Genomic DNA, 12,818 nt, shown 5'->3' with positions numbered 1-12,818 from the left:
TAGTTAAGTAGTGTAAATATGAACAAAATATGAACAAACTATGAATAATATATTAACACAGTAATTATGAATAAACTATGAATAAGTTAACTAACAAAACATATTAATATAAAGTTATTATAATGTTAACAGATAATTCATTGACTTTTGCCTTGAATAGTGGTATACTATATATAGTGAGAGGGACAGAGAGACCTCTCCGAGGACAGATAAAGGGATTAGTTAAATGACTTAACTAAATCGGTTGCGACATCGTAACCAATAAGTTAACAGAGTAAACAAATTAAAGAAAAGTTTACTTGACAAATCCTTTAAAATGTGCTATAATATGTATAGAGGTTAAGGAAAAAGACCTCACAACAAATTCAACAGAGTTGCGACACCGCAACCAGAAAGGAAAATTTTTATGGAACTTATGAACGTAATCACAACAGCAAGCACAGGCTCAGTAGACCTTGACAAGGACGTAGTATACATTCGCGAGCAGATAGCCGCAGGTAGAAAGTCATCTCATGAGGTAGCACGTACTCTGCTTAAAATCCGTAATGAGGAACTTTACACGGTTAAGTGTGCTACTTTCAGCGACTTTTGTGAACAGTACTTTGGTATCAATAAAGCTACTGGTAGCAAACTTGTAAAGGTAGCAGAACGTTTTCTCGGTGATAACGCCTATGACGCATACCAGATATCACAGCTCATGGAGATACGCAACGCATCAGATGAGCAGTTAGCAGAGATTAACCCTCTCATGACTATCAAACAGATTAGGGACGTACTGCACCCTAAAAAGGCTATCGCTGATAAGTCAACCGATGATAGTTGCGATACCGCAACCGAAGACAGCAAGTTTGATAAGACCATTACTGAACCTAAGTTCGATAAGAACATTTCTGAGGATGAGAATACACCCTCAACTATCACAGGTGAGGACTGGACTATTATACTTAAAGATAAGTCGTGGGAAAAGGCTGAGATTACCTCTATGCGTGGACTTATCAACTTCACTGACTTCCTTAGAACACAGCTTCACACTGAAACTATCGACAAGGCTACCATGAAAAAGGTAACAATAAAATTCTAAGCTGTATCCGTCAAGGCGGGTGTGAGGGTTCAAACCCCTCACACAGCTATCAAAGTTGCGATATCGCAACTAATAAATAAGGAATGAGGTAATAAAAATGACATGGTTAGAAAGAATTGATAAAGCGTGTCAAGAAGCACTACATGAAGCTTCACAGACACCGAACTCAAGCGGTTCAAAGAGTGTCCTACTCAAAGAGGGCATGACAGTACAGAAAATGCGTGCTATTCAGCGGAGAGTAATACGTTTCTGTGAACTCACACAAATTACATATGTCGAGTTACCAATGTGGTTCAGCTTCTTACCACATAGACAGTATGAATTAGTCATAGACATGACTAGATACTATATGTGGGGACAGAACAGAATGTGCATAACATGGTATTTGAGGTGATAGTATGAATGAACGTGAATACATAGACACAGACATGATGTGTACTAAGGCAATACTGAACACAATTTACGGCTGTGAAGTAACAGAAAAGCCTAAGTATAACATAATAATAACCCTTAAAAATGGAATGAAACGTCCTGCAAATTCAGAACCAATTTCAATTGGTGAGGTAATACGTAGGATAGACTACATGACAAAACCTACAATATATGGAAAATATATTGTAAAGTTTGAAATAATCCAGATTTCTACTTAACTTCCATTTATTTGTTCTCCTTTTCTAGTGCATATCCGTCAAGGCGGGTGGTGAGGTTCAATCCCTCACCATGCACATCGGTTGCGACATCGCAACTAGATTTTCACTCATTCCATTAAGTGAGGGCGGGATAAAACTTCATAGATACGTTCCTCACAGCCCTGTATAGCTGATACCGTGGTGCAAATCCACGACAGGGCTTTACTTTAATCAGAAAGAGGTGTTTCCATTGCACTAATAATTAGTCGGTCGTTAATTAGTTCCACGTTGTACACTATAATCGTCGGGTTGATGTTGCAACTTTCATTCATAAGTATTACATAACAACATTCAACACTTTTTCTATTTTCCAAAATGGGTTCGTTCATCAAGTTGCGACATCGCAACCCGAAAAACAAGTCAAGAAATCAAAGTTAAGAAAGAGGTAATTTAAAATGGCAAACGTAACAATCAATAAAGAAATCAATTTCACCGCAATCGACAAGCTGAACATGATATCTGTACCAAGAGACATCAAGAAGCTTGACAAGGCAATCACTATCACAGGAGCAATCATGTATACCACTGTTGATACCACAACAGGTGAGGTCAAGCCTGTCGGTGCTGTAAAGACCGCAGACGGCGATATCTACGGCTTCACTTCTACTACTCTTATCGAGTGTACTGACATGATTATCGACGTATTCACAGACGGTGCTTCTGAAATCACAGTTATGCCTATCACAGGACAGAGCAATGCAGGTAGAACATTCTACCAGTTCAAGGTTCTCAGTGTAAAGTAATCACAATAGGGGGTTCTTTATGAGATATAACGTGAGAGAATTAAAGAATATCCCCTTCACTTATGACTTGTTATTTGCAAGGTTCAAAAAGAAGTTAGTTAATACTGCTTCAAGTATATTTGAATGGGATAATCTCCCTGAAACATTTGATGAAAACTTCTTAAATACTGAACTCATATTAACAGGTCATGTCGGCATTATCGAAAACACGGACGGTATTTACACCGTCCGTGGAAATGTCGGTGGGGAAATGAACGAATACTATAAACCTACACAGTACATATATGCAAACCCTGTGTTAGGTTCAGGTTCACCAACAATCGGTAAAGATGTAGCTGTATTATTTCTCACAACAGAAGATACTGACCCCTTTACTCCAAATGGTGGACTTTCAATGCTAATAGACAGTACAGCTACACTGTTAGCAGACAATCAACTTTCACTTAACGTAGCACAGAAAAATTCCAGACTTATGTTAATAGCAGATGCAGACGGAGAGTCAACAAGTAATTCAGCCGAATTAGTTCTCAATTCAATGTATGAGGGCAAACCCTATAAAGTTGTACATAAAAAGTTTGAGGATGATTTTTCTGTAAACCCTCTTGTAACTGTAAAACCTGCGGAGAGTATGAGACAACTCATAGAAAATTATCAATTTATATGGAGTACATTTCTGCAAGAATTAGGAATTAACAGTAATTTCAACTTGAAAAGAGAACGCCTTGTACAGGCAGAAGTTGCTCTAAATGCGGAGTGCATGGATACACTCATAGATGACATTGAGAAAAATGTCAAACGTGGTGTTGAAATGTGCAATTCGTTGTATGGTACTGATATCAAATTCAATGTCCGTCGTTACGGCGAGGAACACGCATTTGAGGGACTTAACAAGCGTGATGAATTATCGCAACCAAATACAGTTGCGACATCGCAACCCGATAAAGGCGGTGATACAAATGATGAATAACTACGACATAGTAATAAACACAACTTACCTCGATGAATGTACAAATGATAAGAAACACGGAATGTACCCAACATTTGATATTCTCAATGCATATTCCGCTTATCATTCACATACATCAATCTTACCAACTAACAGCGCAATAATTACAGCACTAATGGAGTTTTTCACACGTTCCGAAATTGAAAATTATTTCGCTTCTACATTCGGTTACATGAACTGCTGTATACCGTTATCAGAAAGGTATTCAAATTTAACCTCTGTTTTAAACCGCATAAAAATTATGTGGAATAATCATGACATAGCAAATTTAGAGAAGTTTACCCGCCTGATTGAAACGGTAACAGAAAACACTGAAATTTCACCACTTTACAAATACCATAAAAAGTGGGATAGTGATGAAACCAGAACACCAAACCTTACAAATACAGAAACCAAAACAGGTACAGAAACATTAGGTAAAACTAATACTGAAACTCTGTCTGGTTCTGACACAATAAATTCACAGGGTACATCAAATGAAAGTACCGTTAATGGCGTGACAAGTTTTGACCAATCGTCAAATTTTGTTAATAATGACAACTCTACTATTAATTCACAAGACACAGATAACAAAACAGTTTCGTATGGTAAAAGTATATCCGATAATGGAACAGACACAACCACATACAACACAAACACACAGAACAAGACAACAGGAAACGACAAAAATATAGGTTCAGGAAATGAATGGTATACGGATTTATCTTTAGCTGAAATTCAGGCTAGAGAATTAGCTATGAATACTATTTTAGACCTGTATTTCACAAGTGTATTGCGCCACATTGGTTTAGCAACACTTGAAGAAATATGGTAAATAATTAATGTTGTACTGCAAAACACGTTAATCCAGTTGCGACATCGCAACTATCAAATGAAAAGAGAGGTAATAAACTATGAAAATTAATCAGGTTTCTACAATCCTTAACTCAATCAATTCTGAAATGATGGGTGAAACTGCTATCACAGCTGTAAATGAAGACCTGTCAAACATTGTTGATGTCGGAACTGAACTGACAGCAGGTCAGGAAGACATCACAAAGTTCTTTGAAGCTTACGGCAAGAAGTTGATTGATAAGGTCGGTCGTGTGGTAGTTGTTGACCGTACATATAAGTCAACAGCACCTGACATTCAGAGAGACGCATGGGAGTACGGTTCTATCATGGAGAAAATCAGAGTCTCCGTGAATGAGTTGGAGAATGACACAACATGGTCACTCAATCGTGGTGATACTCCTGAACAGTTTGAGTATCAGCCTGCTACACTGTCGGCAAAGTATTTCGACGATTATGATGTATTCATGACACAGATTTCTCTGCCTGAGAAGACACTGAAAAGTGCGTTCACATCTGTTTCTGCTATGAACAAGGTTATCTCTGCAATTGAAAACAGAGTACAGATGAAGCTTGCTATCAGCAGAGACAATCTTATCAGACGTACTGTAAACAATCTTATCGCTGAAAAGATTAGTAGAAATAAGGATATCAATCTGCTTGCAATGTACAATGCAAGTGCAGGTACATCACTCACACCTAATGCGGCTATGTTCAATGCTTCATTCCTGAAATTTGCCGTGTTTACTATCATGAAGTACAAGAAAATGCTTGCTAATCCGAGTGTACTTTTCGGTGAGGAAGACTACGTTAACTTCACTCCTGACAGCAAGATGAAAATGATTATGCTTGACCACTTCAATGAGAGTGCTAAGGTATTTATGGAGAGTGACACATATCACAATGACCTTGTATCACTGGGTGATAACTTCCAGACAGTTCCTTACTGGCAGGGTAGCGGTACAGATACATCATTCCCGTTCAATACTATTTCAGGTATTAATGTAAAAACTGCGTCAACTGGTACAACAGTTGCAACGTCTGGTGTAGTAGGTCTTATTTTTGACGTTGATGCTTGTGCAGTTTGCATGGAAGATGTTCAGACAACTGGTATTTATGTGCCTAACGGACGTTTCTATAACTACTTCCACTACATCAACGCAAGGTACATGAATGACCTTGCAGAGAATGTACTGGTATTCACAGTTCGTACTCCGTCAACACAGAATAACACCAACCTGTCTAACGGAGACACAAGAGCACTTGCAAGTGCTATTGATGATGAAGTAAAAACATCAACAAAGTAATACACATTCAGCGGTTGCGACATCGCAACCGCTACCCGAAAGGGTAAAGGGGGTTAAAAATATGGCATACACAGAAGACCTTAAAATTGCAAAGTTCATGGTCAGACACTTTGAAAAGGTAACAAGAGTTTATAAGTATATCGCAAGAGATAATATTTATCTGCTCTACAAAGTATATCCTAACAAGGAATACAAGAAGTCAGCACTCAATGCTATCATGTCAATGAGAGATTATACAGAGTTCACCGCTGTGTATAATAAGGAAGATGGTATTAGAACTATCTATCAGATTTTAGGAGTGAGGAACTAATGGAATTAAATTTCTATAAACAGAGTGCTACACCAAACAGAATAAACAAGTCAGGATATTTAAGTGAAGTCGGGACAGTTAATGGAGTTGTTATAAAAGAGACAGAGAACTCATTAACACCAGACTTTATTATGATGACTTCTGACGTTGTACTTAACAGTAACTATTTCTTTTGTAGTGCTACAAGTAGATATTACTTTATAACAAGTCATGACTTTTTGTCAGGTGGTAGAATAGTGTTACATTCAAGAGTAGATGTCTTAATGACATTTAGGAATGAGATACTTAGTTCAAGTACATGGGTTGATGTAGCAGATAGTACGTCAGACAATAGTGACAACTATGATATGCTACATAACGATTTTCCGTTTAAGGCTGACTATGATATATTAGGCAAATCATCAGACACAGGATTGTGGGGGTTTGCTTATAATCAATCAGGTTTAAACATGGTATTATTAATGAAGTAGTTGCGACATCGCAACTGGAAAGTGAGGTTAATATGGCTACATATAATGTTAATTCAGCACATGAGTTCTGCAATGCTATTGCAGGCGCACAAAGTGGTGATATAATTGAAATCAATTCTGATTTAGATTGGAATGATGAAGTTGAAAGTGTTACTGAAACTATAAGATTAAGTGGTGGTGACACTATCACAGGACTTGAAATTAATGGTAATAACCATGCTTTTTATAATCTGACGGCGGGAATGTTACCAATGACAGGTTCAGGTATTCATATTTTTAATTTTGGAAAATCAACAGCTATTAAAATAAATGGCTTATCATTCTTAAATTGCAATATGGGTTCTAAAACAACTAATATAATAAATTGTCTAGGCGGTTGTACTATTAGTAATTCTGTAATACAGGGTAAATTCAAAACAGTGCCATTTTATGGTGGTATTAATATAAGAGATAGTATGATAACAGTATCACACGCAACAGGACAGAGTTTAAGTGGCGGTTCAGGTACAACATCACCACGTTTTAAATATTGTTGGATAAGGTTAGACGATTGCAGATGGGAATATAACTCTAATGTAGGTTCAGTTTATGCTTATAATTTAGAGGGTTGTTATATCGAGGGTAAATTGAGTATAGCGTCAGCACCTGCAAATTTAGCTGTATTCAGAAATATAAACAATTCATGCATAAACACAACTATTTTCTTACAAGATGAAACACTTGCAAGTTTTATAACCGCATCTGACGGTGAGGGTGGACCGAGCCCAACAATTCTTAACACTGACAAAATGACATTTTTACAAGGTCAGACAGAAACAAGTAGATTTAAACTTGTCACAGATGCACAGATGAAAGATGCTGTATATCTTGCGGATATTGGTTTCGATATAGTTCCATAGTTGCGACATCGCAACCAGAAAGGGTGATAAAATGAGTTGGTTTATACAAGCAGATGTCAATAACGGATATCCTGCACAAAACACATGGCGTGAGTCATGGCAAACAAGTTGGACATCGACACAATCACATAGATATCCTGACCATATGTGGAGAATACAGTCAGGTATTAATAATGGTTATCCATGGCTCTATCCATGGTTTAAGGAAAGTACTTCTGATATCGGTGATGTAGTAATAGGCGGTTCACAGAGCAACTATCCTAATGGATTTACTAAGTCAGATAAAGGTGGTATTCGTGATGACTTTGACGATGTGCCAATGATAACCGACGGTTCAATCGGAAGCATATTTGCTAATAGTGTAATAACAAGTGCAGTTGATGGCAGAGCATTTGTAATATCTGGTGCTAAGCTTAAAGAGTGTCTTGACAGTTTTAATGATGATAGTATATTTTCACAAACAATTAAGGAAACAGTAATGGCATTTTATGGTGCAAATATTTTTGATAGTATCATATCTTGTAAACTGTTTCCATTTGATATCGCACAGTTAGTATTTAATAATGGGTCTAATGTAAGACAGAGTGTAATAAGTTCTAGTACAGCAGATATAAATGCTTTTGGTAAATACACATTAGCACAAAATGCAAACAAGTTAGCTAGTTCAGTAGGGTGTTATAGATTTGGTACAATTCATGTTGAACCATTACAAGCATGGGAAATAGAAAACATTGATTTTTCTATATGGTTGCCTATGGCAGGACTTTTTCCAATTGATATTCGTGGAGTATCAGATGTAGATATTATGTTATATGTAGACATGATTAATGGTTTAGGTGAATATGCTGTTTTCATAAACAGACAGTTAACAGGAACTTACAGAGTAATGTTAGGTATTGATGTGCCTGTAAATACTAACATTGGACGTATGCAAGCTAATATGTTAACAAATGTTGTATCAACTTTTGCTAGAGGTTTAGGTTCTTTGGCAGGTGGTATAGCAGAGGGTACTGCTAAGGGTGCTATAATAAACGGTACTACTGGTATCGGTGGTATGCTTGCAGGAACTATGCCACATTACACAATGAATACGCCGTCATGCGGTGGTTTGGCAAGTATGCAGAACACAGGCAATCCTAGAATAGTAGCCAAAATTCCTAAAATGTTTAAAGAGGGATATGGTTATAAAGAGACTTTGGGATGGAATAGGTCAACGTGCTATGTTAGACTTAATGAGTGTAGTGGATATGTCAAGTGTAGAAACTACAAGACAGATATAATTGTTGCTACGGATAGTGAAAAGCTTGAAATAGAACAGTTAATGAATAACGGAGTATTTATATGAGTTGCGACATCGCAACTCATATAACAGAGTTGCGACATCGCAACTAGAATGGAGTGATGAATAATGGCAAAGAAAGTTAGAGTAAGTGATTTAAAAGGTCGTGCTAAATTAGAGCATGAGTACAGAAAGAAAGTTAGATTAGCTAACAAGATACTTAAAAGGTTTGATGAAGAAAACAAAAGATTTATACTCGATGATGATTATGGTGCAACGTTTCATGACAAAACAATAGTTACCAAAAAAGGAATGTTCAGAAGTAACCCCACAGAGTTAAATGTTAAAGAACTTAATTCTAGATTAGAAATGATTAAAAATTTCATTTGGGATAGCGATGATTATTTCAGAGACGTTGATATGTTGACAGAAGTAGCAACTAAAATGGAAAAGTGGGAACTTAATAAAGAACATGGTATGCCTGAAATGTCACAAGATTTGGCTGACTTTTTTACTTTTGTAAAAGCTATGATGGGAGACACATTTGACCCGTCAAAAACAAGTATTTTACAAGCGGCTAGAGCAATGTTAAAAGAGGGCGGAGAGAAAAATACTTATGAACAATTAAAGCAACGTTTCTTAGATGCTATGGCAAATAGTGAAGATACAGGAACGTTATACGATATATTTTCACAACAAGGAAGATACATATGATTTACTGGGAAGATTTTGATTTTAATGAACTACCTGACATTGAAGCAATAAAAGGTAACAAACAGAATTATTATTTAAATTCTGATTTTGCTGTTGATATTGAAGTAAGTTCATTTTATCATGAGGGACAGAAAAGAGCATATCCTTATATAATGATGGTTAATATGTGCGGTAATATAATTTATTGTAGATATTTAACAGAATTATATGAGATATTCCAGAGACTTAAAGATAGATATAAACTATCATATAGAAGACGGATATTAATGTTCATACATAACTTGTCTTATGAATTTCAGTTCTTTAGAGATATATGTAATTTTACAGAAGTTTTTGCAAGAACAAGACTAAAACCAATGAAGTGTTTTGACTTAAATAGTTGTATTGAATTTCATTGTAGCTATACAATATCAGGATTAAAATTATCTAACCTTGCTAAGAATTTGAAAAGTGTAAAGATAGAAAAACTTGACGGTGATGAATATGATTATAAATTAATAAGACATAGTGAAACTCCATTAACTGAAATGGAAATGAAATACTGTGAACACGATGTGCTGATTTTACATTACTGGATACAAGAAGAAATATCTAAGAATGAGGGTAAAATAACAAAAATACCATTAACACAAACAGGATATATTAGGCGTGAATGTAGAGATTATATATTTAACAACACAAATAGAGGTAAATATAAATACATGATTAAAAAATGTACTCCATCAACAGATTGTTTTATATGTTTACATAAAGCTTTTGCAGGTGGAGATACTCATGCAAATTATATTCATGTTAGAAGTGAAGTTAAAAATGTAGCAAGTTTTGACTTTGCTAGTAGTTATCCAGCAGTTATGGTTAAATGTAAATATCCTAGAGAATTTAAAAAAGTAGATGTTATGTCAACAGGTATGTTTGAAAATATGATAGAGAAAAAGGCTTGTGTATTTAAAATAGCCTTTGATAAGATAGAAGCAAAAAGACATCATCATACTCTTAGTGTATCTAAATGTGAAACTTACAACAGAAAAACTTTAGTCGTGGATAATGGTAGAGTAGTTAAAGGTGAATGTATTACAACATATATGACCGATGTTGACTATAAAGATTTTGTAAAGTTTTATGATTTTGAGGGCAGACAAATAATTGATTTTTATTATAGTGAATATGAGTATTTACCTACACCATTTGTTGAATACATACTAGAATTGTTTAAGAATAAGACAGAGTTAAAAGGATTAAAGGGAGAGTTAGAAGAAGCTTTATACATGAAAAGTAAACAGCACATTAATGGTTTATATGGAATGTGTGTGACTAACATAGCTAACGAAAATGCTGTGTTTACAGATAAATGGGAAAAATATCCTGAACTGACAATAGAAGAAGAATATAAACATTTAACAGATGTTCTTGAAGAATATAAAAACGGATATGGAAGTTTCTTGTTATATCAATGGGGTGTTTGGGTTACTGCATGGGCAAGACATTTCTTAAGAGAAACTATAATGAAGATAGAAGATAATTCAGATGAATTAGATGGTTTTGTATATTGTGATACAGATAGTATTAAAATGACTGACTATGAAAAACATTTGAAAATAATAAATGATTATAATGCACAGAATGAAATTGACATGAGAAAAGCTATGGATTATCATGGAATAGTAGAAGATAGATTTAAAGCTAAAACAGTTAAAGGTGAAATTAAAGTTCTGGGTAACTGGGAATTTGAAGAAGAAAGTTTTGCTACTAAATTTAAAACTCTGGGTGCAAAACGTTATATGTACACGACAGTTGCGACATCGCAACCAGAAGAATATCATTTAACAGTTGCAGGATTGAATAAGAAAAAAGCTTTACCATACATTATAGAACATGGTGGTTTTAGGTTCTTCAAAAAGGGTATGAGAATACCACCTGATTATACAGGTAAATCAACACATAGCTATATAGACGAATACTATGATATAGATGTTATAGATTATCTAGGCAATGTTAGTAACTGTCAAGCATATCATTATATACACCTTGAAGAACAGGAGTATAATTTAAGTATTGCTACACAGTTTGAAAAATTCCTAAAGGATACCACAATAAGTGGCGAACCTATTGAGAATAGAGTTAAACTTTTCAGAACAGGTGCTATGAGTACAGGGGGTCATTTTGCATGAGTGATTATTATTCATTAAAGAAAATTGATAGTAAAAAGTGTTTGTATAACATGATAATAGGCAAGAGAGCAAACGGTAAAACATATGCAATTATAAAAGAACACAGCATTAAAGACTACTTTAAAGACGGTTCACGACTTGCATATATAAGAAGATTTAAAGAGGATTTAACTCCACGAAATATAGGTGAGTTATTAACTCCACATTTGCCATTGATAGAAAAGTTGTCTAAAGGTAGATTTAATAGTATAAAGTATTTCAACAGAGAGTTCTGGTTCTGCAAGAGGAATGAAAAGAATGAGATAACTGACATATCTGAAACGAGTGTAATAAAATGTTTTTCGCTGAACACATGGGAGTCAGCAAAAGGTGCAGACAATGGTTATTTCAAAACTGTATTCTTTGATGAATTTCTTACGAGAGGTTTTTATCTGAAAGACGAATTTATAATGTTCACAAACTTGCTGTCAAGTATTATAAGAAATAGAGATGGTACGACAATTTATATGGTTGCTAATACTGTAAATAAATATTGTCCGTACTTTGCAGAAATGGGTCTGTCTAATATTGAGAAAATGGCACAGGGTACTATTGATATATACAAATACGGTGAGACTGGTTTGTCAATAGCCGTTGAATATTGTAGTGATTGTATAGCAGGTAGAAAAGTAAACAAATACTTTGCTTTTGATAATCCTAGATTGCAAATGATAAAGTCAGGTTCATGGGAGTTGGACAATTATCCACACTGTCCTGTTGACTATGACGAAAAAGATGTACTTTTCCATGCGTTCATTGATTTCAATGGAGCGTTAATTCATGGTGAAGTAGTAAGATATATAGATAGTTACACTAAGAATAAACATCTGTTTGTATTTTTCTATAAGCAAACTAAAGAGATTGACTTTGAAAAGATAAAAGTACTATACACGGATAAACCAGACAGCAATATTTTACACTGTCACTTTGTTCATGAACAACCAAGTAAAATGCATAAAATGTTTATTGAATTGATAAGAACTAGAAACGATTTTTACTCGACAAATGAAGTCGGTGAAATTGTGAGAAACTGGAAAATGCACGTTGGTTTACTGACTAAAATTTAAGGGGTGATGAATATGTTGGTTGCAATAATTAAAATGTGGACAGTGGTGTTCGCTATAATGTTTGTTGCAGTTGTAAGAATAAACAACGATGACGATGATGATAAATAGTGGTTGCGATGTCGCAACTGGAAGTGGCTACTCTAATATAGGGTGGTCACTTTTATTTTGGTTGCGATGTCGCAACTGGTAGTTGGTTGCGATGTCGCAACTGGGTG

General features: G+C 35.2%; 13 protein-coding genes. All 13 read left to right on the top strand.

Annotation, left to right across the window (positions count from 1 at the left end; translation table 11 throughout):
- The first annotated feature begins 406 nt into the window (after positions 1 to 406).
- The 13 genes from M504_RS20940 to M504_RS20905 all read left to right on the top strand — a co-directional run bounded on the left by M504_RS20940 (position 407) and on the right by M504_RS20905 (position 12,603).
- The gene (locus tag M504_RS20940) at positions 407 to 1,081 is read left to right on the top strand and encodes a hypothetical protein (protein ID WP_035652503.1); all 675 of its coding nucleotides are present in this window, start codon (positions 407 to 409) and stop codon (positions 1,079 to 1,081) included.
- A gap of 398 nt (positions 1,082 to 1,479) precedes the next feature.
- A complete protein-coding gene (locus M504_RS22235) occupies positions 1,480 to 1,731 on the top strand; it encodes a hypothetical protein (RefSeq protein ID WP_035652498.1) in 252 nt (83 codons plus the stop codon).
- A 434-nt stretch (positions 1,732 to 2,165) separates the two neighbouring features.
- A complete protein-coding gene (locus tag M504_RS20935; protein ID WP_035652496.1) occupies positions 2,166 to 2,513 on the top strand; it encodes a hypothetical protein in 348 nt (115 codons plus the stop codon).
- Between the two features lie 31 nt (positions 2,514 to 2,544).
- Entirely contained in the window at positions 2,545 to 3,480 is a 936-nt protein-coding gene (locus M504_RS20930) for a hypothetical protein (protein ID WP_198137736.1), read from the top strand.
- Positions 3,470 to 4,333 (top strand): hypothetical protein, encoded by an 864-nt coding sequence (locus tag M504_RS22230; RefSeq protein ID WP_035652490.1) that lies wholly within the window; start codon positions 3,470 to 3,472, stop codon positions 4,331 to 4,333. The genes M504_RS20930 and M504_RS22230 overlap by 11 nt, the downstream gene beginning before the upstream one ends.
- 79 nt (positions 4,334 to 4,412) lie before the next feature.
- Positions 4,413 to 5,657: a hypothetical protein gene (locus M504_RS20925; RefSeq protein ID WP_152561062.1), complete on the top strand. Its 1,245-nt coding sequence runs from the start codon at positions 4,413 to 4,415 to the stop codon at positions 5,655 to 5,657.
- Positions 5,658 to 5,718: 61 nt separating this feature from the next.
- Positions 5,719 to 5,967: a hypothetical protein gene (locus M504_RS20920; RefSeq protein ID WP_035652488.1), complete on the top strand. Its 249-nt coding sequence runs from the start codon at positions 5,719 to 5,721 to the stop codon at positions 5,965 to 5,967.
- Positions 5,967 to 6,437: a hypothetical protein gene (locus M504_RS22225; protein ID WP_035652487.1), complete on the top strand. Its 471-nt coding sequence runs from the start codon at positions 5,967 to 5,969 to the stop codon at positions 6,435 to 6,437. Before M504_RS20920 ends, M504_RS22225 begins: the two co-directional genes overlap by 1 nt.
- 32 nt (positions 6,438 to 6,469) lie before the next feature.
- Positions 6,470 to 7,336: a hypothetical protein gene (locus tag M504_RS22220; RefSeq protein ID WP_156994114.1), complete on the top strand. Its 867-nt coding sequence runs from the start codon at positions 6,470 to 6,472 to the stop codon at positions 7,334 to 7,336.
- A gap of 31 nt (positions 7,337 to 7,367) precedes the next feature.
- Positions 7,368 to 8,681 (top strand): hypothetical protein, encoded by a 1,314-nt coding sequence (locus tag M504_RS22215; RefSeq protein ID WP_035652514.1) that lies wholly within the window; start codon positions 7,368 to 7,370, stop codon positions 8,679 to 8,681.
- Positions 8,682 to 8,744: 63 nt separating this feature from the next.
- The gene (locus tag M504_RS20915) at positions 8,745 to 9,329 is read left to right on the top strand and encodes a hypothetical protein (protein WP_035652517.1); all 585 of its coding nucleotides are present in this window, start codon (positions 8,745 to 8,747) and stop codon (positions 9,327 to 9,329) included.
- Positions 9,326 to 11,497 carry a hypothetical protein gene (locus tag M504_RS22210; protein WP_035652518.1) on the top strand — a complete coding sequence of 724 codons (2,172 nt, stop codon included), beginning with the start codon at positions 9,326 to 9,328 and terminating at the stop codon, positions 11,495 to 11,497. The genes M504_RS20915 and M504_RS22210 overlap by 4 nt, the downstream gene beginning before the upstream one ends.
- On the top strand, positions 11,494 to 12,603 hold the full coding sequence (locus tag M504_RS20905) for a phage DNA encapsidation protein (RefSeq protein WP_156994112.1): 1,110 nt from the start codon (positions 11,494 to 11,496) through the stop codon (positions 12,601 to 12,603). Before M504_RS22210 ends, M504_RS20905 begins: the two co-directional genes overlap by 4 nt.
- The last annotated feature ends 215 nt before the right edge of the window (positions 12,604 to 12,818 follow it).

The organism is Terriglobus sp. TAA 43, from assembly GCF_000800015.1.
Lineage (GTDB): Bacteria > Acidobacteriota > Terriglobia > Terriglobales > Acidobacteriaceae > Terriglobus.
This window is presented reverse-complemented; position numbering and strand designations above follow the sequence as displayed.